At 69.7% G+C, this 24405-nt stretch carries 22 protein-coding genes and 3 tRNA genes; 10 read left to right on the top strand and 15 right to left on the bottom strand.

Annotated features, from left to right (window positions below; genetic code table 11):
- Positions 1–70: 70 nt before the first annotated feature.
- The 4 genes from J4030_RS12850 to J4030_RS12835 all read right to left on the bottom strand — a co-directional run bounded on the left by J4030_RS12850 (position 71) and on the right by J4030_RS12835 (position 3369).
- On the bottom strand, positions 71–727 hold the full coding sequence (locus J4030_RS12850; RefSeq protein ID WP_208049648.1) for an ATP-dependent Clp protease proteolytic subunit: 657 nt from the start codon (positions 725–727) through the stop codon (positions 71–73).
- Between the two features lie 29 nt (positions 728–756).
- Positions 757–1347 (bottom strand): ATP-dependent Clp protease proteolytic subunit, encoded by a 591-nt coding sequence (locus J4030_RS12845; RefSeq protein ID WP_208049647.1) that lies wholly within the window; start codon positions 1345–1347, stop codon positions 757–759.
- Positions 1348–1598: 251 nt separating this feature from the next.
- Positions 1599–2990 (bottom strand): trigger factor, encoded by a 1392-nt coding sequence (tig, locus tag J4030_RS12840; RefSeq protein ID WP_208049606.1) that lies wholly within the window; start codon positions 2988–2990, stop codon positions 1599–1601.
- Positions 2991–3295: 305 nt separating this feature from the next.
- Positions 3296–3369, bottom strand: a tRNA-Pro gene (locus J4030_RS12835).
- A gap of 103 nt (positions 3370–3472) precedes the next feature.
- Between J4030_RS12835 and J4030_RS12830 the strand changes: the two genes are divergently transcribed.
- Positions 3473–3543 (top strand) — tRNA-Gly (locus J4030_RS12830).
- A 186-nt stretch (positions 3544–3729) separates the two neighbouring features.
- Positions 3730–3969 carry an antitoxin gene (locus tag J4030_RS12825; RefSeq protein ID WP_208049605.1) on the top strand — a complete coding sequence of 80 codons (240 nt, stop codon included), beginning with the start codon at positions 3730–3732 and terminating at the stop codon, positions 3967–3969.
- 108 nt (positions 3970–4077) lie between these two features.
- Here J4030_RS12825 and J4030_RS12820 read toward each other — a convergent pair whose 3' ends face one another.
- From J4030_RS12820 to J4030_RS12810, 3 genes are all read right to left on the bottom strand, one after another.
- The gene (locus J4030_RS12820) at positions 4078–5025 is read right to left on the bottom strand and encodes a PP2C family protein-serine/threonine phosphatase (RefSeq protein WP_208049604.1); all 948 of its coding nucleotides are present in this window, start codon (positions 5023–5025) and stop codon (positions 4078–4080) included.
- Positions 5026–5120: 95 nt separating this feature from the next.
- Positions 5121–5585 carry a ribose-5-phosphate isomerase gene (locus J4030_RS12815; protein WP_208049603.1) on the bottom strand — a complete coding sequence of 155 codons (465 nt, stop codon included), beginning with the start codon at positions 5583–5585 and terminating at the stop codon, positions 5121–5123.
- A gap of 12 nt (positions 5586–5597) precedes the next feature.
- Positions 5598–6233, bottom strand: a complete 636-nt coding sequence (locus J4030_RS12810; protein WP_208049646.1) for a disulfide bond formation protein DsbA — start codon at positions 6231–6233, stop codon at positions 5598–5600.
- A 72-nt stretch (positions 6234–6305) separates the two neighbouring features.
- Between J4030_RS12810 and pepN the strand changes: the two genes are divergently transcribed.
- Positions 6306–8849: an aminopeptidase N gene (gene pepN, locus J4030_RS12805; RefSeq protein WP_208049602.1), complete on the top strand. Its 2544-nt coding sequence runs from the start codon at positions 6306–6308 to the stop codon at positions 8847–8849.
- A 162-nt stretch (positions 8850–9011) separates the two neighbouring features.
- On the opposite strand, the gene malQ is transcribed toward pepN, so the two are convergent.
- Positions 9012–11126, bottom strand: coding sequence for a 4-alpha-glucanotransferase (malQ, locus tag J4030_RS12800; protein WP_208049601.1), 2115 nt, complete (start codon positions 11124–11126; stop codon positions 9012–9014).
- Between the two features lie 76 nt (positions 11127–11202).
- Between malQ and J4030_RS12795 the strand changes: the two genes are divergently transcribed.
- From J4030_RS12795 to J4030_RS12785, 3 genes are read left to right on the top strand one after another with little or no spacing between them, the layout of a single operon-like run.
- A complete protein-coding gene (locus J4030_RS12795; RefSeq protein ID WP_208049600.1) occupies positions 11203–12117 on the top strand; it encodes a mechanosensitive ion channel family protein in 915 nt (304 codons plus the stop codon).
- Between the two features lie 23 nt (positions 12118–12140).
- Positions 12141–12536 carry a globin gene (locus tag J4030_RS12790; RefSeq protein ID WP_208049599.1) on the top strand — a complete coding sequence of 132 codons (396 nt, stop codon included), beginning with the start codon at positions 12141–12143 and terminating at the stop codon, positions 12534–12536.
- Positions 12523–14199, top strand: a complete 1677-nt coding sequence (locus J4030_RS12785) for a glycoside hydrolase family 13 protein (RefSeq protein WP_243763266.1) — start codon at positions 12523–12525, stop codon at positions 14197–14199. Before J4030_RS12790 ends, J4030_RS12785 begins: the two co-directional genes overlap by 14 nt.
- Here J4030_RS12785 and J4030_RS12780 read toward each other — a convergent pair.
- Positions 14196–14843, bottom strand: a complete 648-nt coding sequence (locus J4030_RS12780; protein WP_208049598.1) for a hypothetical protein — start codon at positions 14841–14843, stop codon at positions 14196–14198. The genes J4030_RS12785 and J4030_RS12780 overlap by 4 nt on opposite strands.
- Entirely contained in the window at positions 14840–15298 is a 459-nt protein-coding gene (locus J4030_RS12775) for a thioesterase family protein (protein WP_208049597.1), read from the bottom strand. The genes J4030_RS12780 and J4030_RS12775 overlap by 4 nt, the downstream gene beginning before the upstream one ends.
- Before the next feature lie 54 nt (positions 15299–15352).
- Between J4030_RS12775 and J4030_RS12770 the strand changes: the two genes are divergently transcribed.
- Positions 15353–16321: an acyl-CoA thioesterase II gene (locus tag J4030_RS12770; protein WP_307864682.1), complete on the top strand. Its 969-nt coding sequence runs from the start codon at positions 15353–15355 to the stop codon at positions 16319–16321.
- Positions 16322–16364: 43 nt separating this feature from the next.
- Positions 16365–16961 (top strand): GNAT family N-acetyltransferase, encoded by a 597-nt coding sequence (locus J4030_RS12765; RefSeq protein ID WP_208049595.1) that lies wholly within the window; start codon positions 16365–16367, stop codon positions 16959–16961.
- 93 nt (positions 16962–17054) lie between these two features.
- On the opposite strand, the gene ettA is transcribed toward J4030_RS12765, so the two are convergent.
- From ettA to J4030_RS12745, 4 genes are all read right to left on the bottom strand, one after another.
- Positions 17055–18737, bottom strand: coding sequence for an energy-dependent translational throttle protein EttA (ettA, locus tag J4030_RS12760; protein ID WP_208049594.1), 1683 nt, complete (start codon positions 18735–18737; stop codon positions 17055–17057).
- Between the two features lie 48 nt (positions 18738–18785).
- On the bottom strand, positions 18786–19262 hold the full coding sequence (locus tag J4030_RS12755) for a single-stranded DNA-binding protein (RefSeq protein ID WP_208049593.1): 477 nt from the start codon (positions 19260–19262) through the stop codon (positions 18786–18788).
- A gap of 135 nt (positions 19263–19397) precedes the next feature.
- Positions 19398–21041 carry a GTPase gene (locus J4030_RS12750; protein ID WP_208049592.1) on the bottom strand — a complete coding sequence of 548 codons (1644 nt, stop codon included), beginning with the start codon at positions 21039–21041 and terminating at the stop codon, positions 19398–19400.
- Positions 21038–22750, bottom strand: coding sequence for a dynamin family protein (locus J4030_RS12745; protein WP_208049591.1), 1713 nt, complete (start codon positions 22748–22750; stop codon positions 21038–21040). Before J4030_RS12745 ends, J4030_RS12750 begins: the two co-directional genes overlap by 4 nt.
- 79 nt (positions 22751–22829) lie before the next feature.
- Between J4030_RS12745 and J4030_RS12740 the strand changes: the two genes are divergently transcribed.
- Both J4030_RS12740 and J4030_RS12735 read left to right on the top strand, forming a co-directional pair.
- A tRNA-Arg gene (locus tag J4030_RS12740) sits at positions 22830–22906 on the top strand.
- 54 nt (positions 22907–22960) lie between these two features.
- Positions 22961–23125, top strand: a complete 165-nt coding sequence (locus J4030_RS12735; RefSeq protein ID WP_208049590.1) for a hypothetical protein — start codon at positions 22961–22963, stop codon at positions 23123–23125.
- Positions 23126–23174: 49 nt separating this feature from the next.
- Here the strand turns inward: J4030_RS12735 and J4030_RS12730 are convergent, their stop codons facing one another.
- Positions 23175–24353, bottom strand: a complete 1179-nt coding sequence (locus J4030_RS12730) for a PrsW family intramembrane metalloprotease (RefSeq protein WP_208049589.1) — start codon at positions 24351–24353, stop codon at positions 23175–23177.
- Positions 24354–24405 lie beyond the last annotated feature (52 nt).

Below are 24405 nucleotides of genomic sequence, written 5' to 3'. Positions count from 1 at the left end.
GGCCGCCCCAGACGCACGTACGCCGCCCACCCCGGCGAGGGTGAGCGGCGTACGGGACGACCGTGAAGCGTCAGTCCTGGACGGAGGCCTTACGGCTGGTCAGCACCTGGTCGATCAGGCCGTACTCCTTGGCCTGGGCCGACGTGAGGATCTTGTCGCGCTCGATGTCCTTGCGGATCTGCTCCGCGGTCGCACCGGTGTGGAAGGCCAAGGTGTCCTCCAGCCATTCGCGCATCCGGAAGATCTCGTTCGCGGTGACCTCGAGGTCGGACGCCGTGCCGCCGGTGCCCTCCATCGCGGGCTGGTGGATCAGGATCCGCGCGTTCGGCAGGGCGTAGCGCTTGCCGGCCGCACCGGCGCCGAGCAGGACGGCGGCGGCCGAGGCCGCCTGTCCGACCACGAACGTCTGCACGTCGGGGCGGATGTACTGCATCGTGTCGTAGATCGCGGTCAGCGCGGTGAACGAGCCACCGGGAGAGTTGATGTACATCAGGATGTCCCGGTCGGGGTCCTGGCTCTCCAGCACGATCAGCTGGGCGATGATGTCGTCCGCCGACGCGTCGTCGACCTGCACGCCGAGGAAGATGATGCGGTCCTCGAAGAGCTTGTTGTAGGGGTCCGAGCGCTTCATCCCGTAGGAGGTGCGCTCCTCGAACTGCGGGAGGATGTAGCGGCTCGACGGTGCTGGGATAGATAGACCAGCGTGACCGCCGTACGGCGAATTCATCTGTACTCCACTCGAATCGGTCCAGTTGGTCATGCCTTCACCTGCCCGGGGGCGTCCTCGGCACGCTCGAAGACGTGGTCCACGAAGCCGTACTCCTTGGCCTCCTGCGCGGAGAACCAACGGTCCCGGTCGGAGTCGGAGGTGATCTGCTCGACGGTCTGACCCGTGTGCTGAGCGATCAGCTCGGCCATCTTGCCCTTGATGAAGAGCATCTGCTCGGCCTGGATCTTGATGTCAGAGGCCGTGCCACCGAGACCACCGGACGGCTGGTGCATCATCACGCGGGCGTTCGGGGTCGCGTAGCGCTTGCCCGGAGTGCCGGCCGAGAGCAGGAACTGCCCCATGCTGGCCGCCATCCCCATCGCGACCGTGGCCACGTCGTTGGGGATCCAGTTCATCGTGTCGAAGATGGCCATGCCGGCGGAGATCGATCCACCGGGGCTGTTGATGTAGAGCCAGATGTCGGCGTTCGGGTCCTCGGCCGTCAGCAGCAGCAGCTGCGCGGCGATCACGTTGGCGTTGTCGTCACGGACGTCGGAGCCGAGGAAGATGATGCGTTCCTTCAGCAGCCGGTTGTAGATCTGGTCGTCGAGTCCCCCGGCCGGTGCCTGGGTCGCCATCGAGACCTTCTGGATGTCACTCAAGGTCTTCTCTTCTCTCATCGCGTCGGACTGCTCCGGACGGCCCCGCCTGCGCGAGGTCACGAAGCGGTCGAATCAGCTTCTACTGGACCCTAACGCCCGGCCCGCGCCGTTCCGTCCCCGATCTCGGCCGTGTTCGCCGTGAGCGCAAGCGCGCGGCGTACGCCGGACATGACGACGGGGTCCGCACATCGAATCGATGTGCGGACCCCGTTGGATCAGAAGGTGGTTCAGGCCTTGGGCGCCTCGGTGGAGGTGGCGTCGGAGGCATCGGTCTCGGCGTCGGTGTCGCCCGCGACCTCGATGACGTCGGTGTCCGCAGCGTCGTCGGCGTCCTCGTCATCCGCGCCCTGCTCGGCCTCGTTCAGCGCGTTCAGGTCGACGGTCTCACCGTTGGTGTCGATGACCGTGACCCGCTCCAGCACCGTGCTCAGTGCCTTGCGACGGGCGACCTCGCCCATCACGGCGGGCACCTGGCCCTGCTGGTCCAGCGCCTGCGCGAACTGGTTGGGGTCCATGCCGTACTGCTGGGCCGACATGATCAGGTATTCGATCAGCTCTTCCTGCGAGACCTGGACCTCGTTCTCCTCGACGATCTTGTCGAGCAGGAACTGGCTCTGCAGCGCCTTCGTGGTGCTCTCGGTGACCTCGGCGCGGTGCTCGTCGTCCTCGAGGCGGTCCTCGCCCTCCAGGTGCTGGTGCACCTCGGCCTCGACGATGCTCTGCGGCACCGCGAGGTCCAGGTCCTCCAGCAGCTGGTCCAGGACCTTGTCGCGCGCCTGGATGCCCTGCTGGAAACGCTTGCCGCGCTCGGCCTGCGCGGTCATGTCGGTGCGCAGCTCCGCGACGGTGTCGTGCTCGGAGGCGAGCTGGGCGAACTCGTCGTCGACCTCGGGCAGCTGACGCTCCTTCACCGACTGCACGGTGACGATGCACTGGGCCGCCTGGCCCTCGTGCTCGCCGCCGGCCAGCGCAGCCTCGAAGGTGGCGGTGTCGCCAGCGGACAGGCCGGTGACCGCGTCGTCCAGGCCTTCGAGCATGTTGCCGCTGCCGACGACGTACGAGACGCCGGTGACGTCGTCGATCTTCTCGTCGCCGATCGTGGCGGACAGGTCGATGGTGAGCGAGTCACCCTCGGCGGCGGCGCGCTCGACCGGGGCCAGCGTGCCGAACCGCTCGCGCAGCGTCTCGATCTCGGCGTCGACGTCCTCGTCGGTGACCTCGACCGGGTCGACGGTCACGCTGATCGCGGAGAAGTCGGGCAGGTTGAACTGCGGGCGGACGTCGACCTCGACGGTGAACTTCAGCTCATCACCCTCGGTCGCCGGCACGTCGGTGACCTCGACCTCGGGCTGGCCGAGCGGCTGCACGTCGTTGCTCTCCAGCGCCTGGCCGTAGAACTCCGGCAGCGCCTCGTTCACAGCCTCCTGCAGCACCGCGCCGCGGCCGACCCGCTGGTCGATGATCCGGGCCGGCACCTTGCCCTGGCGGAAGCCCGGCACCTGGATCTGGTTGCCGATGGTCTTGTAGGCCGCGCTGACGCTCGGCTCCAGCTCGGCGTAGGGGACCTCGATGGTCATCTTGACCCGCGTCGGGCTCAGGGTGTCGACGGCGCTCTTCACTGCACAGACTCCATAGATCGAAAGGGGCTCTCTGCCGGCGTACGTCGCAAGGCGGGCGTCGGCGACCCGGACGACCGGGCGGCGAAAGCGGGAACCGTCTGCCATGTTCCCTGACGAAGCGGGGCGCGAGCAAACCGGTGGCCTGGTGGCCCCTGCGCGCGGGTGCCCCCAGACGTCAGTTTCGGAGGGTTCTCCTGCTTCGGAACCGTCCGGAATCGACATCTCAAGCAGAGTTGGTCGGGGTAACAGGAACCACGGGCTCACTTCGTTCCGCCCGCTCCCGGCATCCTGTTGCCCCTCCTTCGTCGGGGTAACAGGATTTGAACCTGCGGCCTTCCGCTCCCAAAGCGGACGCGCTACCAAGCTGCGCCATACCCCGTGCTGCGCGGCTCGGTGCGAACCACACCACGCGAGCCAGTACGCTATCGCCTCGGCGCAGCACGCCGGACCACACATCACCGGGTGGGACGACGCAGCGCCACGCGGGTGTAGCTCAATGGTAGAGCCCCAGTCTTCCAAACTGGCTACGCGAGTTCGATTCTCGTCACCCGCTCCGAACCGCTGGACCGACGCCGCGCGGACCCGCGTCTCCACCCTCATCAGCGCGCCCTGCAGAGCCGGGAGTGAAGCGTGTGCGCGGGTTGCCCGAGCGATCTACCTCTCGACTGTCGACCCCACCTGTGCTTACGTGGAACGCATGGCTGCGGCATCTGGTCGCGGCCCTCTCGAAGGAGAACTCATGGGACTGTTCGACAGCGCCAAGGACAAGGCCAGCGACTTCGCGAACGACAACCCTGACAAGCTCAAAGAGGGTGTCGAGAAGGGCGGGGACTTCGTCGACGACAAGACCGGTGGCAAGTACGCCGACCAGGTCGACAAGGGCCAGGAGGCCGTCGGTGAGCGCCTCGGTGGAGGACAAGGCGGCAACAGCGCGGACACCGCCGGGGGCGGCGACGCCGGCGACGGGAACCAGAACTGAGGGCGATCACCGACCAGCTCTGGGAGAGTGCCGGACCCCGACGGGGTTCGGCACTCTTGTCATGTCAGGGGATCTCGTACGTCGGTCGGCGACGGCCCGCGGCGCGTCTCAGTCGCGATAGAGCATGAAAGCGGTGCGGTCGTCGCCCGGGCCCGAACGAGCCGCCTCGCACACCCGCCCGGCCGACCCGGCGGACGTCGGCAGCGCGCGGATGGTGTCGAGCACCTGCGCCAGCCCCTCGGACAGGTCGAGATCGCGCGTCTCGACGACGCCGTCGGTGTAGAGCAGGAGGGCGTCACCGTGCTGCAGGACCCCCTCCACCCGGGGGTAGTCGCGGGCGTTCTGTCCCTCGAGCACGCCGAGGCAGGTGCCGCTGGCACCCTCGACCATCGTCCAGGTGCCGCTCGCTGCATGGAACTGGACCGCAGCCGGGTGACCCGCGGACCCCACCGAGAAGTTGCCGTCGACCAGGTCCACGCACACGTGGATCGCGGTGGCGAAACCCTCGGACCAGTTCTGTCGTACCAGATAGTCATTGGCGGCCGGCAGGAAGTCCTGCGGCGCGACGGGGCCGAGCAGGCCGCTCACCGCCCCGCCCATCAGCATCGAGCGCGATCCCGCCTCGTGACCGCTGCCCGAGACGTCGACCAGGGCGACCTCGAAGCGGTGCTCGTCGGTGCGGTTGCCGATCACGAAGTCCCCGGAGAAACGATCGTTACCAGCCGCGCGGGTCGCCGACTCGACCCGCCAGCCGAGGGGAAGTTCGGGCATCCGACCCTGTACGCGCACCCGTTCGTGCAGCTCGCTCAGCAGCGTCGCGGACACCGCGTGGGACAGCAATGGGGAGTGCCGCACCGATGACAGCCCCAGGCCCAGGGCGCCCCCACCGGCCGCCAGCACGAGTGCCGAGGCGAGCAGTCCGTCGAACCGTAGGGACAGCACGGTGAGCACGAGAATGATGCACAACGCCGCAACGACACCGGCCCCGATGGTGGACCGATGTCCGCCGTCTTCGCGCGTCGCATCGCGAGGCGTGAAGTGGACATGAACAGCCATACGCGCAACGTAACCCGGCGTCACTCGAAATCAGCACGCCCATACGCAGGCTTTACACAACAATTACGCCGCGCAGACCCGCCGTTCGCCTTGCGTCATTCCGGGGGCAGCGAGCCGTCCTTCTCGAAGCGGGTCAGCATGTCCAGGCGCCGCTGGTGGCGTTCCTCGCCGGAGAACGGCGTCTCGAGGAACACGGCAACCATCGCCTTGGCTTGTTCGACCGTGTTGAAACGCCCACCGAGCGAGATCACCTGCGCGTTGTTGTGCTGCCGGGCGAGCTGGGCCAGCTCGGTCGTGTAGCACAGCGCGGCGCGGATGCCCGGCACCTTGTTGGCCGCGATCTGCTCCCCGTTGCCGGAGCCGCCGAGGACGACGCCGAGCGAGCCCTCGTCCTGTGCGACACCCTGCGCGGCGCGCAGCACGAACACCGGATAGTCGTCCTGCGCGTCGTACTCCTTCGCGCCGTGATCGACCACGTCGTGCCCTTGCTCGCCCAGCCAACGGACCAACTCACGGTGCATGTCGTACGCCGCGTGGTCCCCTCCGATGTGCACCCGCATCCGCGCGCCCTCTCAGCTGAAGTCCGGCGACGCTTCGCGCGACCGCTTGAGCTCGTAGAAACCGGGGGTCGCGGCGACGAGCAGGCAGCCGTCCCACAGTTTGCCCGCGGCGTCGCCCCTGGGTGCCGGGGTGACGACCGGACCGAAGAACGCCGTGCCCTCCACGCTGACGACCGGGGTGCCGACGTCGTTTCCGACCATGTCGATCGCCCGCTGATGGGACGCGCGCAACTCCTTGTCGATCTCGTCGCCGGGGGTGTTCTGCGCGTGTTCGAGCAGGTCCTGCGGCAGACCCACCTCGTCGAGCGACTCGCGCAGCACCGCGCGCAGGTCGTCCTCGTCCTTGCCGCGGCCGCCGGGGTGCAGGCGGGTGCCGATGGCGTCGTACAGCTTCTTCCGCGACTCGGGACCGTGCTCGCGCTGCGCGGCGATGACCACGCGCACGGGCATCCATGCCCGGTCCATCATGGCGCGGTAGTCGTCGGGCAGGTCACGGTCCTCGTTGAGCACCGACAGGCTCATCACCGACCAGCTGATCTCGACGTCCCGGACCTCCTCCACCTCCAGCAACCACCGGGAGGTCATCCATGCCCACGGGCACATCGGATCGAAGAACATTTCGGCTTGGCTAGTGGTCACGCTCATCATCTTGCCACTGCGGCGGATGACAGGATGGCCGAGCCCGGGAGCCGCCCGGGAGACACGATGCAAGGGGACCACGTGGCACTGCAGGAACTGACCCGGGACGAGGCCGGCGCTCGCGCCGAGCTGGTCGAGGTGCACGCGCACGCTGTGAGCCTCGACCTCACGACCGGCCCGCAGACCTTCGGCACGACGTCGCGGATCGAGTTCTCCGCGACGCCCGGCGCCGCGACGTTCGTGGACTTCCTGGGCGAGTCGGTGCGCTCCATCGAACTGAACGGCGCACCGCTGGACCCGGCGACCCACTTCGACGGAGCGCGGGTGACTCTGCCCGGTCTGGCCGCGGAGAACGTCGTGCGCATCGAGGCCGTCGGCCGCTACATGAACACCGGCGAGGGTGTGCACCGCTTCGTGGACCCCGCCGACGGTGAGGTCTACCTCTACACCCAGTTCGAGGTCGCGGACAGCCGCCGCGCGTTCCCCGTCTTCGAGCAACCGGACCTGAAAACCCGCTTCGCCTTCACCGTCACCGCCCCGGCGACCTGGCAGGTGCTGTCGAACGAGCCCACACCCGAGCCGACCACCGGCGAGAACGGTTCCGCCACCTGGGTGTTCGCGCCCACTCCCCCGATCAGCTCGTACGTGACCGCCTTCGCGGCCGGCCCGTACGACGTCGTACGGGACTCGGTCACCACGCGTGCCGGGGAGATCCCGTTGGGCGTGCTGTGCCGCCGGTCGCTGCGCGAGCACCTCGACGCCGACAACATCCTGGACCTCACCAAACGCGGATTCGCGTTCTTCGAGGAGATGTTCGACCGGGAGTTCCCCTTCACCAAGTACGACCAGCTCTTCGCCCCGGAATACAACATGGGCGCCATGGAGAACGTCGGCCTGGTCACCATCGCCGAGATCTACGTCTTTCGCTCGGCCGTGCCGGAGTCGCTGGTCGAACGCCGCGCGCTCACCGTGCTGCACGAGCTCGCGCACATGTGGTTCGGCGACCTGGTGACGATGCGCTGGTGGGACGACCTGTGGCTGAACGAGTCGTTCGCCGAATGGGCCTCGACCACCGCGCAGGCCGAGGCGACCCGCTGGGACAGCGCGTGGACGACCTTCAGCCTGGCGGAGAAGTCCTCCGCCTACATCGCCGACCAGCTCAGCTCCACCCACCCGATCGCCGCCGACGCGCGCAACTGGTCGGACGTGGAGAACAACTTCGACCACATCACCTACGCCAAGGGCGCCTCGGTGCTGAAGCAGCTGGTGGCGTACGTCGGTCGCGAACCCTTCGTGGCCGGGCTGCGGTCCTACTTCCAGCGGTACGCGTGGGGCAACACCGACCTGAGCCATCTGCTCGCCGAGCTGGAGCAGACCTCCGGCCGCGACCTCACCGCGTGGGCGCAGACGTGGCTGCAGACGGCGGGGGTCTCGACGATGCGACCGTCGATCGAGACCGCCGACGGTCGCCTGGCGTCCGTGACCATCGAACAGACCGCGGCGGACAGTCACCCCACGCTGCGTCCGCACCGGATGGGTGTGGGCTGTTACGACCTGCGCGACGGGCGGCTGGAGCGCACGTCGTACGTCGAGCTGGACGTCGACGGTCCCCGCACGGCGGTCCCCGAGCTCGTCGGGGCACCTCGCCCGGACCTGCTGCTCCTCAACGACGAGGATCTCGCGTACACGAAGATCCGGCTGGACGAGGCGTCCCTGGCGACCGTGCTCGCCAACCCCACGGCGCTGCAGGACTCGCTGGCGCGCTCGCTGGTGACCGCGGCAGTCTGGGACATGACGCGCGAGGCCGAGACAGCGGCGACGGACTTCATCGCGTTCATGCTCGAAGTCCTTGCGGCAGAGGACGATTCGACAGCGATGAAGGTCGCACTGGAGCAGATCTCGGCCAGCCGGCGGGTGTACGTCGCTCCCGGGCACCGTGAGGCGGCACGCCACCAGGTGGCCGACGGCCTGGGCCGTCTGCTGAGGAGCGCGGCCGCGGGCAGTGACGCCCAGCTGCAGTTCGCGCGCGCCTTCGCGCAGGTCGCCGTCCGGCCGCAGGACATAGCCACGGTGCAGGGGCTGCTGGACGGCAGCGCGCCGCTGGCCGGGCTTTCGATCGACACTGACATGCGGTGGTCTCTGCTGACCTCGCTCGCGGCGTCCGGTGCCATCGGCGACGACGTGATCGAGAAGGAGCTCGCAAGCGACCGCACGTCGACCGGCGCGGAGCGAGCGGCCGGTGCGAGGGCGGCGTACCCGACGACGGAAGCGAAGGAGGCTGCCTGGGCCGCCGCGTTCGTGGGGTCGGACCTGCCCAATCAGACGCTGGTCGCGGTGGCCGCGGGATTCGCCACGGCGCACGACGTGTCGCTCCTGCAGCCCTACGTCGAACGCTTCCACGCCGGCGTGCGCACCATGTGGGAGGGCCGCACCTTCGCGATCGCCTCCGGTGTGGCGAAGCGGATGTATCCGGTGACGCTCGCCGATCAGGGGTTGCTCGATGCGACGCAGGCCTGGCTGCGCGACAACGGTGATGCACCGGACGCGCTGCGCCGGATCATGAGCGAGCACCGTGACGCGGTGATCCGGGCGCTGCGGGCGCAGGCCCGCGACGCCCAGGGCTGAGGGTTCGGCGCTCGTTTCGGCCCGCTTGGCCCCGAACGAGGCTTCCACCTGGTGCGCCAGCTCTGGTTACGGCCCGCTCGGCCCCGAACGAGGCCTACGTCGGGTGCGCCAGCTCTCGTTGCGGCCCGCTCGGTCCCGTACGACGACGGATCGCGGGGCGGGTCAGCGTTCGCGCTGGGTGACGCAGCGGATCAGGCGTTTGGCTCGACGCGACACCATCAGCTGGTCCAGGCTCATCGCCCGGCCCTGACCGTCCGCGAGGGGCAGGCGCCAGTTGGGGTACTCGTCGTGGGTGCCCGGCTGGTTGATGGTCCGTACGTCGCCCGCCAGGTCGTTGACCGACACCCCGAGCATCTTGCTCGGTGACCAGGTCAGGAACCGGTGCAGCGCATCGACCTGGTCCTCGATCGAGGACCGCTCGCCGAGCAGCCCGCGGCGACGCAGCACCGACAGGACGGCTTCGCGCTGCGCATCGTCCTGGGCGATCTCCTCCTCCAGCGGCTGGGTCAGCAGATCCAGGCTGTGCCGGACGCTGATGTGCTCGCCCTGCAGGTAGCCGGCCGTCGGAGGCAGGTCGTGGGTCGTGACGCTGGCGAGGCAGAGCTGGCGGTAGGTCTCCGGCGGCAACGGCGCGCCGTCCGCGTCGCGCTCGAACCACAGGATCGAGGTGCCGAGGATGCCGCGTTCGGCGAGGTAGTCGCGCACCCAGCCCTCGACGGTGCCGAGGTCCTCACCGATCACGACGGCACCGGACCGGTGCGCCTCCAGCGCCAGGATGCCGACCATCGCCTCGTGGTCGTACCGCACGTACGTGCCCTTCGTGGGCGACTCCCCACGCGGCACCCACCAGAGCCGGAAGAGGCCGAGGATGTGGTCGACGCGCAGCCCACCGGACATCCCCAGCGCGGTGCGGATCATCTCCCGATAGGGCAGATACGCCTGCTCGGCAAGGCGATTAGGCCGCCACGGCGGCTGGCTCCAGTCCTGCCCGAGCTGGTTGTAGTCGTCCGGCGGCGCACCGACGCTGATGTCGCGCGCGAGCACGTCGCCGAGCGCCCACGCGTCGGCACCCGACGGGTGGACCCCCACCGCGAGATCGGCGACCACGCCGACGCCCATGCCCGCGCTGCGCAGCTCGGCCTGCGCGTCGGCGAGCTGCCGTTGCGCGATCCATTGCAGCCAGCACTGGAACTCGACCTCGGTGGCCAGGCGCTCACGCTCGGCGCGTACGGCGTCGGAGTGCGGATCCTGCAGCTCCTGCGGCCAATCCTGCCAGGGCAGCCCTCGATCCAGCACCAGAGCGCACCAGGTGGCGTAGTCGACCAGGCCGTCGCCCTCGTCCGCGCAGAACTGCTCGAACTCCCGCACCCGGCGATGCGTGCGGGGCACCCGGAAGAGCATCCGCAGCGCTGCTTCCTTGGCCGTCCAGCAACCGTCCCGGTCGAGTTGCTCCAGGTTGTTGAGCCGCCGCGCGTCGTCGCCGTGCCACTCGACCAACTGGTGCTCGGCCGCCGACAGGTAGCCGATCTCGAGGACCTCCTCGACCCGGATGTACATCGGGTTCACGAACCGCCGCGTCGTCGGGAGGTACGGCGACGGCTCCATCGGCGCGACCGGCTCGGCGGCGTGCACCGGGTTGACGAGCACGAAGTCGGCGCCGTTGCGGGCCGCCCAGGTGCCGAGCTCGGCGAGGTCGGCGGCGTCGCCGATGCCCCAACTGCGAGCACTGCGAACGCCGTACAGCTGCGCCTGCAGTCCCCAGGCCCGGTCGGTCCGCAGCGCCGACGGCAGCGACAACCGCGCGGGGCTGACGATGACCGTCGTACGGTGCTCCTCCTCGCCGGTGCGCACGACGAGCTGGTGGTAGCCCAGGGGCAGGGACGCCGACAGCGCCACGGTCGCCTCGCCGACCAGCGCGCCTTCGATCTCACGAGGATCGACCCAGTGGTCCACCTGCGCGACATCCTGCTCCGCACCGTCTTCCAATTCGATGCGGGCGGAGAGACTCTCACCGTCCGGGAGATGCACGGGCACCCACGACTCGGTGCCCTTGCGCACGACCACGACCGTCGGGAGCACCTGACGCCAGCTGCCGTCCGCAGCCACTCGCAGCGCCTCGGTCACAGCGGCGTCGTCCGACACGTCCACACCCAACGCGGTCAGCACCGAGCTGATCGTCTGGTCGGACACGGTGACGTGGTTGTCCTTCCAGTCCCGATACTCGGTGGCAACACCATGTGCGCGGGCGAGTTGCGCCAGCGGAGACCCCTCGGACATGGCCGCAGTCTTGCAGAGCGGCCACCCTGGTCCGCTGACTTGGGTGGGGCGACCCCGGGCAGTCACACTGGGGGCCATGGCATTTGTGCACTTCGTGACCAACGGCGACCGCAGCGGCTGGGGACTACTGCTCGGCACCCCCATCACCATCGCGGGCATCGTGATCGGTGCGATGGTGCTGCGCTGGCTGGTGCACCGGGCCATCCGCCGGGCCGTCGAGGTGATGGAGACCCGTGCCCGCGAGCGCACGGTGGCGACCCGACGGGCCGGCCGGGTCATCCGGCAGGCCGCGGGCCTGGACACCGAGCGGCGCAAGCAGCGGGCGGCGACCACCGGGTCGCTGCTGCGCTCGGTGTCGACCCTGGTGATCTACGGCATCGCCGCGATGATGGTGATGGCCGAGCTCGGCGTACCGCTGGCTCCCCTCCTCGCGTCCGCCGGCGTCGGCGGGGTCGCGCTCGGCTTCGGAGCACAAAGCCTGGTGCGCGACTTCCTGTCCGGGATCTTCATGATCATGGAGGACCAGTACGGCGTCGGCGACGTCATCGACACCGGTCAGGCCATCGGCACGGTCGAAGAGGTGACCCTGCGCATCACGCGCGTGCGCGACGCCGACGGGGTGGTCTGGTACGTGCGCAACGGCGAGATCCTGCGGATCGGCAACAAGTCGCAGGGCTGGGCGACCACCACGGTCGACCTGCCCATCGCCTACGACCAGAGCGTGGAGAAGGCGCTCAGCACGCTGCGAGAGGTGACCGAGCTGGTCGACGACGAATCTCCCTGGAAGGAGAAACTGTTGGAGACACCGGTGGTGGCCGGGGTGGAGTCGGTGACCGGCGGGAGCGTCACCCTGCGGATCATCGCCAAGTGCGTGCCGGGCGAGCAGTACGCCGTGTCGCGCGAGATCCGCGAGCGCGCCAAGGTCGCGCTGGACGCCGCGGGCATCGCCGCGCCTCACCTGCCGCCGTACACCACCGTCCCGCCGAACTGATGCCGGCTGACAGACTGCAGAACATGCCCGACCCGGATCCGCAGACCTTCTACGCGCAGGTGGGAGGGCATGAGACCTTCGCCAGACTCGTGCACGAGTTCTACCGCGGGGTCGCGTCCGACCCGCCGTTGCGCGCGCTCTACCCCGAGGAGGATCTCGGGCCTGCGGAGGACCGCCTGCGCGGGTTCCTCGAGCAGTACTGGGGCGGCCCCACGATGTACAGCGAAGAGCGCGGCCACCCCCGTCTGAGGATGCGGCACATGCCGTTCAGCGTCACACCGGCCCAGCGCGACCGCTGGATCCTGCACATGATGGCCGCCGTCGACACGCTCGACCTCGACCAGACCCACGACCTCCTGCTGCGCGACTACCTCACGCGAGCGGCCTACTCCCTGGTGAATTCCCTTGACGCAGAGTAAGACTCAGCCCTGGTGGCGGACCGCCGTCATCTACCAGATCTACCCGCGGTCGTGGGCCGACGCCGACGGCAACGGGATCGGCGACCTGCCGGGCATCGTGCGGCGCCTGCCCTATCTGCGCGAGCTGGGCGTCGATGCGGTGTGGCTCTCGCCGTTCTACACCTCGCCGCAGGCCGACGCCGGCTACGACGTCGCCGACTACTACGACGTCGACCCGCTCTTCGGCGACCTCTCGGACGCCGAGCGGCTCGTCACCACCGCGCACGACCTGGGCATGAAGCTCGTGGTCGACCTGGTGCCCAATCACACCTCCGACGAACACGTGTGGTTCGTGGCCGCTCTGGCAGCAGCACCGGGCTCACCCGAGCGGGACCGCTACATGTTCCGCGACGGCCGCGGCATGAACGGAGCCGAGCCCCCGAACAACTGGCAGAGCATGTTCGGCGGCCCGGCGTGGGAACGCGTCACCGAGGCCGACGGATCGCCCGGCCAGTGGTATCTGCACCTCTTCGACCGCAAACAACCCGATCTCAACTGGGACAACACGCAGGTGCGCGAGGAGTTCGAGCGCGTCCTGCGTTTCTGGCTCGACCGGGGCGTGGACGGCTTCCGCGTCGACGTCGCGCACGGCCTGGCCAAGGTGCCCGGCCTGCCGGACTGGGACGGCGCCATGCACATGGCCGACGGCCGCCAGCAGGAACGCGCGCCGATGTGGGACCAGCCCGGGGTGCACGAGATCTACCGCTCCTGGCGCGCCGTCCTGGACTCCTACGACGTCGCGGACGCGACCACCGACGACGGCCACGGGGACGGCCGGATGATGTGCGCGGAGGCGTGGGTCGTGCCGGCGGAGAACCTCGCCAAGTACGTGCGACCCGACGAGTTCCATCAGGCGTTCAACTTCGAATTCCTCGAAAGCCCCTGGAACGCAACGGAGCTGCGCGAGGTCATCGACCGTACGTCGGACGCGAACGCCGCCGTCGGCGCGCCGACGACCTGGGTACTGTCCAACCACGACGTGGTCCGTCACGCGACTCGGCTCGGGCTGCCGGCCGGCGCGGAGAAGCTCAACGGCATCGGCGCCGACGACCCGCAACCCGACGCGGAGCTCGGCCTGCGGCGGGCGCGGGCGGCCAGCACCCTGATGCTCGCGCTGCCCGGGGGTGCCTACCTCTACCAGGGTGAGGAGCTCGGGCTGCCCGACCACACCACGATGCCGGACGAGGCGCGACAGGATCCGACGTACGCCCGCACCCAGCACCAGGACAAGGGGCGTGACGGATGCCGCGTGCCGATGCCCTGGGAGAAGGAAGCACCTGCGGACGGCTTCAACGACACCGGTGAGCTGTGGCTGCCGCAGCCCCCGTCGTACGCAGAGCTGGCGGTGGATCAGCAGGTGGGAGTGGCGGATTCGACACTGGAGCTCTACCGAAGCCTGCTGCGACTGCGTCGCGCGCACGCCCTGGCCATCGGGGAACTGCAGTGGGTCGTTGCGGAACCCGACGTGCTGGTCTTCGACAACGGCCCGGTGCGGTCGATCACCAACTTCGGGCCGACGCCCTACCCCGTACCCACCGGGTGGTCGGTCGTCGTCGCCAGCGGCCCGCTGCAGGACCATGCGGTGCCGGTCGACACGACCGTGTGGACGACCCGCGACGCCTAACGGCAGAGGACGTGACCGGCGGGCGTGGTCACCCTGTGCCAGCGCCCCGCGGTGAACACCTGTGCGCTGTCCCCGACCAGGAACCCCAGCGCGTACGCCGCGAACGCCACCGACCCGGGCAGTGTCTCCGCGCGCTCGCCCGGCAGCGGCCGGCCCCACACGCGCCGTCGCAGATCCTCCACCGCCGCCGCGCCCGAGCCGGTCGGCACACCCTGCGCGATCTCCGCGATGCCGTGCTGAGCGATCTCGCGAAGCTCGGTGACCGCCACCGAACCGGCCGGCGACCATCCGCCGCGCGGCGGGCTCACCGAGGCCCACGACGCGCGCACCTCCTGCGGCGGGATGTCCAGGCGCGTGCTGGAGGGCTGCCGGGCGAGCCGGTCACCGACGGCCGCCACCGGCACGACGGTGTCCACCTGCGCGGCCTCGGACAACGCAAGCACCCGCAACCCGAGCGTGGTGCCCTGACCGGACAGTTCGCGGGAGGACTGCACGCCCACCCACACCGCCAGGGAGGCCCCTCCGGCCTGCAGACGCACGGCGCCGTCGGCGTCCAGCGCCCGCGCCCGCGCGCAGAAGGTGGCCAGATCGGAGCGGGTCTGCTCGTCCGCCAGCTGCACGACGGGGTTGGGGTCCACCGTCACGCGTGATCGACGGGTCGACGCTTCAGCGCGACGGGCGGACCGGCGTACTGCTGCAGGATCTCGCGGGCGCTGGCGGTCAACCGGGTGGGCCGCTGGGTCTCCATGTCGAACGCGACCTGTGTCGTCTCGGCGGACGCGAACACCTCTGTGCTCTCGGGGGTTTCGCGCACTTCATAGCCGAGGTCGAACGAGGCACCCGCGATCCGCGTCACCCAGGTCGTGATGCAGATCGGCTCGCGCCGGTAGTGCAACTGACGCAGGTAGTCGATCTCGGCGCGCGCGATCAGGAGCCGGGGCCGCTCGTGAGCCTCGTCCGAACCGTCGAACCACTGGTCGAAGGCGAGGATGCGCGCCTCCTCCAGCAGACGCAGGAACTGCACGTTGTTCACGTGGCGCAGGGCGTCCATATCGGACCAGCGCAGGGGCACGCTGACGTGGAAGAGGGGGTTCGGCATACGACGATTATCCGTATGCCGGTCGGCTGCGAGCCGCTGGGTAGAGTCACCCGGGTGACCGACGCCGACGAACTCAGTGCCATCGGAGTAGAGCAGGCCGAGCAGGACCCCGTCGGGTCACTGCTCGAGGTGCTCGACCTGAAACCGGTGGGCACGGCCAGCTTCCGGCCCGAGACGGCGCCGGAGGCAGAGGACGAGGCTGACCTGTCCGAGCGCACGCTCGACGTCTTCGTGGGGCGCAGCCAGGTCACCCCGCACGGCCGCGCGTTCGGCGGCCAGGTGCTGGCCCAGAGCGTCATCGCTGCCGGTCGCAGCACCCCGCAGGATCGCCAGATCCACTCGCTGCACGCCTATTTCGTGCGTCCCGGCGACTCCACCCACCCGATCCGCTTCGCCGTGGAGAACCTGCGCGACGGCAATTCCTTCTCGGTGCGCCGCGTGCACGCCATGCAGTACGGCAACACGATCCTGTCCGCGACGCTGTCCTTCCAACGGCCGGCCGACGGACTGGACCATCAGGCGGAGATGCCGTCGGCGCCGGACCCGGAGCGGGTCTGGACCACCGAGCAGGAGTTGCAGGGCATCGACCACCCGTCCGCACATCACTGGCGTCGCCGAGCGCTCGATGTCCGCAACGTCGAGGGCGCGCTGTACATCCACCCCAGCCGGCAACGTTCGGCCCACCAGATGGTGTGGATGAAGTCGTTACGCGAGCTTCCGGACGACCCGTTGCTGCATGCCGCCGTCTTCGCCTACGCCTCGGACTACTCGCTGCTGGAATCGGTGCTGCGCCGCCACGGTCTGGTCTGGTCCTCCCCCGGGCTGCGGCCGGCGTCGCTGGACCACGCCATGTGGTTCCACCGGCCTGGTCGGATCGACGACTGGGTGCTCTACGAGCAGGAGTCCCCGTCGGCCTCCGGCGGGCGCGGTCTCGGCCTCGGCAAGCTCTTCGGTGTCGACGGCACGTTGATCTGCTCGGTCGCCCAGGAAGGCATGGTGCGGGTCAAACCGCGGCCTGAGTGACCCCTGCGGTCGCGCGGATCCTTCCTCTGCCAGGCTGATCGGCATGGCCGCCGGACGACTCGACCCCATCACGCTGACCGGGCGCCTCGTGCGACTCGAACCGCTCTCCCCCGACCACCTCGCTGGGCTCGTCGAGGCGTCCGAGGACGGGCAAATGTACGACCGCTGGTACACCAGCATCGCGAGCCCGGACGATATGGCCTCCGACGTGCAGCACCGTCTCGACCTGCAGGCGAGCGGGTTCATGCTGCCGTTCACCACGATCCGGCAGTCCGACGGCGCCGTCCTCGGCGGCACGACGTTCTACGACATCCAGCTCGACGTGCCGCGCGTGTCGATCGGCTACACCTGGAACCGCGCGTCGGCCCACGGCACCGGCAGCAACCCCGAGAGCAAGCTGCTGCTGATGAGCCACGCGTTCGAGACGCTGGGCGTGGAATGCGTGCGCTTCGAGACCAGCTGGATGAATCACCAGTCGCAGGCGGCCATCGAGCGGCTCGGCGCCCGACGGGACGGGGTCCTGCGCGCCGACAAGCGCGAGCGCACCGGCGCCCTGCGCGACACGGTCGTCTACTCAGTGCTCGCGCACGAGTGGCCGTCGGTGAGGAACGGCCTGGAGCACCGCCTGCGTCACCGCTGACCCCATCGGGGGTGCAGAAATGGTCGAGGGGTGGGGCAATTACCGCACCCCTCGACCATGTGCCTACCCCCCGACGGCGGGGTCGGTGTCTGCTCAGTCGCGGGTGAGCCGACGGTGGGTGACCCGGTGCGGGCGCGCTGCCTCGGCGCCGAGCCGCTCGACCTTGTTCTCCTCGTACGCGTCGAAGTTGCCCTCGAACCAGTACCAGTTCGCCGGGTTCTCCTCGGTGCCCTCGTAGGCCAGGATGTGCGTCGCGACCCGGTCCAGGAACCACCGGTCGTGGCTGATGACCACGGCGCAGCCCGGGAACTCCAGCAGCGCGTTCTCCAGCGACCCGAGCGTCTCGACGTCCAGGTCGTTGGTGGGCTCGTCGAGCAGCAGCAGGTTGCCGCCCTCCTTGAGGGTGAGTGCCAGGTTGAGCCGGTTGCGCTCCCCACCGGAGAGGACGCCGGCCTTCTTCTGCTGATCCGGGCCCTTGAAGCCGAACTGCGACACGTAGGCGCGAGAGGGAATCTCGACCTTGCCGACCTTCATGTAGTCCAGTCCGTCGGACACGACCTCCCAGAGCGACTTCTCCGCGTCCAGGCCGCCACGGCTCTGGTCGACGTAGGAGATGTCGACGGTCTCGCCGATCTTGACCGAACCGCTGTCCGGCTCCTCCAGACCGACGATGGTCTTGAAGAGGGTGGTCTTGCCGACGCCGTTGGGGCCGATCACGCCCACGATGCCGTTGCGCGGCAGCGTGAAGGAGAGCCCGTCGATGAGCACCCGCTCGCCGAAGCCCTTCTTGAGGTCCTTGACCTCGATGACCTGCGCACCCAGGCGCGGGCCCGGCGGGATCTGGATCTCCTCGAAGTCCAGCTTGCGGGTGCGGTCCGCCTCGGCGGCCATCTCCTCGTAGCGGGCCAAGCGGGCCTTGTTCTTGACCTGGCGCGCCTTGGCGTTCGAGCGCACCCACTCCAGCTCGGACTTCAGGCGCCGCGCGAGCTTGGCGTCCTTCTTGCCCTGCACCTGCAGGCGCTCCTGCTTCTTCTCCAGGTACGTCGAGTAGTTGCCCTCGTAGGGGTAGAGGCGGCCGCGGTCTACCTCGGCGATCCACTGGGCCACGTTGTCCAGGAAGTACCGGTCGTGGGTCACCGCCAGGACGGTGCCCGGGTAGGCCGCCAGGTGCTGCTCGAGCCAGTTCACCGACTCGGCGTCGAGGTGGTTGGTGGGCTCGTCGAGCAACAGCAGGTCGGGCTTGCTGAGCAGCAGCTTGCACAACGCGACGCGGCGCCGTTCACCGCCGGACAGGACGGTAACGTCCGCATCACCGGGCGGGCATTGCAGCGCATCCATCGCCTGCTCCAGCTGGGAGTCCAGGTCCCAGGCGTTCGCGGCGTCGATCTTCTCCTGCAGCGTGCCCATCTCGGCCATCAACGCGTCGAAGTCGGCGTCCGGCGCGGACATCAGCTCGGAGATCTCGTTGAACCGGTCCAGATCGTCCTTGATCTGACCCATGCCCTCCTCGACGTTGCCGCGTACATCCTTCTCCTCGTTCAGCGGCGGCTCCTGCAGCAGGATGCCGACGCTGAACCCGGGCGAGAGGCGGGCCTCGCCGTTGGAGGGCTGGTCGAGCCCCGCCATGATCTTCAGGATCGTGGACTTGCCGGCGCCGTTGGGGCCGACGACGCCGATCTTGGCGCCCGGGTAGAACGACATCGAGACGTCGTCGAGGATGACCTTGTCGCCGACCGCCTTGCGCGCCTTGGTCATTGTGTAGATGAACTCAGCCATGCCCGGAAGGCTAGTCGCGGCGCGCACTGCGACCGAATCGGCCGGTGGTCAAGCGGCGGACTGCGAACCTCCCGAGCCGTCGTCGTCGGTCCCGGCCGCAGGCGGAACCGCCTCCGATGCCTCCGCTTCCCGGCCCACGGGACTGACTCCCGTCGGCGCGGAGCGACTCACCCGCCGGAAACTGCCCTCGCCGAACGCGAGGTCGTGGCCCACGTGGTACGCCGTGACCTCCGGCGTGGAGCGTGCCTGCCCGTTGGTCGCGGTCCACTCGTTGATGCGCAGCACACCGCGCACGATCACCGGATCGCCCTTGCGCAGGCACCCGTGCAGATGTCGGCCCAGCTGCTTCCAGGCGACGACCCGGTAGGAGCTCGCCGTCCCGTCGATGTAGCCGCCGGACGCCTGGTCGTAGCGGCGTTCGTTGACCGCGACCCGGAAGGACAGGAAGTTGTCACCGGACCTGGTCTGATGCCGTTGCGGGTCCAGCGAGACGTTCCCGGTCAACGTGATCTCCACTTCGTTCATCCCCACTCCCTTCGCAGGGCACCGGGAGGTGCCCGTTTGAGATGAACGATGCGCGCATCGCCGGGGCACCGGCAGGTGCAGACCCGAGGGTGTGGACGACGCGCTCCACCGGCCGGGGATGTGGAGGAAACAGGCTCAGCCCGCCGCCGCCTCCAGATGCACCCGCGTCTGGCGGTGGTCACTGAGGACCACCGCAACGGGGTCGGTGATCTGCCGCGCCGCGACCCCGCTGATCTCCTGGCGCATCCGCGCGCCCACCGCCCTGCTCCGGCGGGCGGCGCCCCGCCGCGCGATCCACTTCGACAGCACGGCGAGCGCCAGCCCGGCGAGCAGCCCGAGCACGAGCATGAGCAACGGGATCGGGATGATCCCCACCGTCGGGGGGTCCAGGTGCACCTGACCGAAGCTCAGCACGGTGAGCGACACGAGCCACAGCAGCCCGAGCACGGCCACGATCGCGAAGAGCCACTGCAGCACGGCGACGACGGACCACCATCCCGGGTTGCGGCCCCGCAGCGGCACGCCCATCACGGCGCGGTCCAACTCGTCGTACAGCTTCTCGTTCGGAGCCGCCGCGTCCTGCACCGCGTCGGCCCAGGGTTGCGGCAGCCCCGCACAGGCCCGCTCGGCGAGCTCGCGGCTCGCCACGTCCACCGCGGCGCGCGACGCCGGGGTGGGCGGAGGCAGCGAGGACCGGCCGAGCACGGTGCTGCTCTCGTGCCGGCTGAGGCCACCGCTCACGACCTTGTCGAGGCCGAGCCGGGACAGGGGCGCGGGTCGCAGCTTCGTGATCCACCGGGTGAACGGCCAGCCGCCGTGCTGGGTGGACCGCATGAGGTAGTCCCGCTCGACGGCGTCGAGGACGACGGGGACGCCGGCCGCCTGCGCCAGGGCGCGATCCAGCTCGGGCCCGGCGTCCTGGACGGGCGGCTCACTGTCGCCGACGTGCGTGCGCAGCCCGGTGGCGCGGACCGTGAGGTCGCCGAGAAGCCGCCGCTCGGCTGCGTTGTGCTGCTGCACGACCTGCGCGACGGCGGAGACGACGTCGTCGACACCGTGTCCGCGGGCGGCGGAGGTGGGGATGATCCGGACGTCTCCCAACCCGTCGGCCACGAGGAGCCGCTGCAGGTCGGCGACGCACTCGCCCACCTGTGCGCGCTGCAGCAGGTCGACCTGGTTGAGAACGACGAGCGTCACCGCGTCGTGACCGGCCGACCGGGAGATGTACTCGTCGTGCATGACGGCGTCGGCGTACTTCTGCGGATCGGTCACCCACACGAAGACGTCGGCCAGCTCCAGCACGCGATCGGCCTCGGCACGGTGCTGCGCGATGGTGGAGTCGAAGTCCGGCAGGTCCAGCAGCACCATGCCGTCCAGTTCCGCGGAGCGAAGCGAGGTCGCCGCCACCTGGTGCCGGGTCGACACGCCCAGCCAGTCGAGCAGGTCGGCGCTGGGCTCGTCCCCCCAGATCGCCGCGGCAGGCGAGGACGTCGTCGGGCGGCGGGCGCCGATCCGCGAGATCGGTTCTCCCACCAGCGCGTTGAAGAGCGTCGACTTGCCGGAACCGGTGGCCCCGGCGAGGGCGACGACCGTACGCGAACCGGTGAGCGCCGTACGTGCCCGCGCCTTGTCCAGCAACGCCCGAGCCTGCGCCACGTCATGCGCGGGCAGCCGGGACCCGCCATGGTCGAGCGCCGCGGTGAGGTCCTCGCTGCACTGGGCCAACTGTTCGGCGGGGACGGGCGCGGCGGCCTTGTGACGCCCCAGGATCGGGGTCATCGGCGTGCCGCCTTCAGCTCACCCATCGCCGTACGCAGCCCGCCGTCCTCCGGTGAGATGGTCGCCCCGTCCTCCAGCACGCGCAGATACCTCGTCCTCTCCTGCTCGTACAGCTCGGTGCTCAGATCCAGCAGCCGCTTGCGGGCCTGGGTCGACAGGGTGCGGACGGCCTGGTCGCCGAAGAGCGCCTCGAGCAAGCGCTGCGCCACGACCGCCGAGCCTCCTGCGATGCCGATCTCGGCTCCGCTCAGGCCGTAGGTCGCCGAGAACGCGAGCAGCATCAGCATCACGGCCAGCCCATTGACGCCGAACGCCAGGAACCGCGCCGTCGTGCGCTTGCCGGCGGCCTCGTCGCGCACCATCTGCAGCACTTCGCCCTGCCAGCGGCGGACCAGTTCCTCGGCACGCTGGGTGAAATCCGGTGACAACTGGGCGATCTCGGGGTGCGCTCCGATCAGCGGCGCCCCACCCGGGGTCAGCCGCCAGCCGCGGGCGATCCCGTCGACCGCGGACTGCCCGTGGGAGCGGACCAGCACGACGACGCCGGACTGCAGCGCCTCCCCCAGCTCGTCGGCCGGTTGTGCCTTGCCACGCCCGCGCACGTACGCCGTCACCCGGTCCCGGGCGCGCCCGACGTGGCGCTCCAGCTGGCGCAGCACCTCGCCGGTGCCGACGAACTCGTGCCAGCGGGCAAGGACCTCCCCGCGCAGCAGTGAGCCGTCCTTCATGCCCTCGTCCACCCCGGACGTCGCCGCGGCGAACCCGTCGTCGACTTCCTTGCGCAACCTCGCCGCGCCCTCGCTCTGCGCCGCGATGCCGTCCTGCAACGCGCGAACCCGCTGCTGCAAGGAGTCCAGGGCCCCGTCGAGGGTGCGGCGGATGACGATGTTGCGGGCCTGAGCGTCGGAGGCCAGCGAGTTCAGCCAGCTGCGCAGCCGGGCGACCTCCTCGTCGGGCAGCCGCCCGTCCTCGAGTCCGGTCTCGATGATCGCGAAGACGGGTGACTGCCCGAGACCCTGCTCGGCCAGCATGCCGGCGAAGTGCGAGCGCACGTCCTCCATGGCGTCCGTCGGCACCCGGTTGAGGACGACGGCCACGGAGGTCCCCCGGTCCGTCGCCTGGTGCAGCAGCTCCCACGGGACCGCGTCGGCATACCGGGCGGCTGTGGTCACGAAGATCCAGAGGTCGGCTGCCGACATCAGCTGCCGCGCGAGGTCGCGGTTGGCGGAGACCACGGAGTCGATGTCGGGCGCGTCGAGGAGCGCGACCCCCTGCGGGAGACCGGGCGACGACACGAGGTGCAGCGTGCCCGGGTCGGTGAGCTCGGTGTGCTCGCCGGTCAGGCGCGCGAGACCGGGCAGCACCCGGTCGCCGGCGAACCAGCCTTCGTCGGCCGGGTTGTGCACCAGCGTGGAGGCCAACGTCGTGGGCCGCAGCACACCGGACTTGGAAACGTGTTCTCCGACAATGGAGTTGACCAGCGTCGACTTGCCGGCACCCGTCGACCCGCCGACGACGGCGAGCAACGGCGCGTCGAGGGACTTGGCGCGGGGGATCAGGTAGTCGTCCAGCTGGGCGAGCAGTTCCGAGCGGGTACGCCGGGTGGCCGCGACGCCCTCGACGTCCAGCGGCAGTGCGGTCTGCTCCACGTGGGTCCGCAGTGACTGCAGCGCGGGGAGCAGCACTGTCCCCTCGAGCGCCCGTGTCACCGGCCCAGCATCGCCTGTCGGGTCGGCATACTCAACTTGCCGGGCCGCACCGACCTGCGCCCTACACTTGTCGGCGCTCGCCCCCGTAGCTCAGCTGGATAGAGCAAGGGCCTTCTAATCCCTAGGTCGCGTGTTCGAGTCACGCCGGGGGCACCAGCAGCACCGCAGGCATTGCCCACCCGACGACAGGGACCTGGACGTGGAGCGCGTATGACCCGCAAGGCCATGGTGCTGATGGCCCTCCTCTTCGTGCTGTACGTCGTGCTGCTCATCCCGTTCGCCCGCAAGGGAGACTGGTTCGGCTTCGTGGCCTTCCTGCTGCTGCCGTTCGTGTCGGTGGGTGTCGGCCGGCTCATCCGCCGCCGCTCGGGCTGAATGCCGCCGCTGCCCGGCGCAGGAAAGTGACCGCAGCGCGGACGTGCGCTCAGCCGCGGCGGTAGAGCGCGGTGTCCAAATAGGGCTCGCGGCATCCCGCGATCACGGTGAGCAGCTCGCGTTCGTCCACCCGCAACCGCGCCCCGCGCTGGCCGTGCGCGATGCGGGCCTGCAGGAGCGCGAGCTCGCTACCGGCATCCTGCAGCTGGCGCATCTGGTGCTCGCCGAGCCGTCCGTAGTGGGCACCGGCCCAGGCGCGGGCGTAACGGCGTTCGGGGATCGAGGCGAGCATCGTCACCTCGGGCAGGGTGAGGTCGCCGGTCTCGATGTAGTGGCGCAGGTGCCGGTCGATCAGCTGCGCCTCCCGTCGCCGCGCCGACACCACGAGCGCGACGAACGCCGCGAAGAGCGGCACTTGCAGCAGGAGATAGGTCCACACGGTTCCGTGGATCGCGAGGACGGCACCGGCGTTCCAGGCAGCGTGCAGGGCCACGGCGCAGCACCACCCGAGGATCGGCGCGCCGATGCGCACCAGCCAGCGACCGGACGTCGCCGACAGACCGATCCCGATGCCCACGCATACCGAGAAGAGCGGGTGGGCGAACGGGCTCATCACGACACGCACCAGGAAGGTCGCGAACAGACCGTGCCGACCCGCGGTGGAGTAGCCCTGCGCCAGGTAGAAGACGTCCTCGACCGCCGCGAACCCGGCAGCGGTCATCCCGGCGTACACCATCCCGTCGACGACACCGTCGATCTCCCGGCGCCACAGCAGCAGGATCAGCAGCGGTGCCAGGCCCTTCAGGCTCTCCTCGACGACCGGCGCGACCGTGATGTCGAGCAGTCCGTCACCGGGTTTGACGCCGACGAGGGTGCCGCCGAACTGGTTGAGCGTGAGCGCACCGAGAGGGGCCACGCACGCGCCCCACGCGAAGACCATCACCAGCAGCTGGGGCGGCTCCCGCTCGAACCTGTCGAGCCAGAGCAGCACCGGGACGATGATGCCGAGGACGACGAGAGACAGCATCACGCCGAGCACCGTGGCCGTCACCCCGGACTGCGCTTGGACGATCTCCAGGACCGAGTATCCGCAGCCGCCGAAGAACACCGCCAGCAGCGCGACCGCCAGCCAGTGCCGCAGGATCGGCCGGTGCAGCAGCAGGGCGGGACGGCGCGACGGCCGCTCATCCCCCGCGGCCGGCGTACTGCGGGGTACTCCAGTGCTCACACCGTCAAAGATAAGACGCGCACGGTGTGATTCGCCTGACGGACCCGGCCCC

The organism is Allobranchiibius sp. CTAmp26, assembly GCF_017565405.1.
Lineage (GTDB): Bacteria > Actinomycetota > Actinomycetes > Actinomycetales > Dermatophilaceae > Allobranchiibius.
Note: the sequence above shows the minus strand (reverse complement) of the source record. Positions and strands in the feature narration are given on the sequence as shown.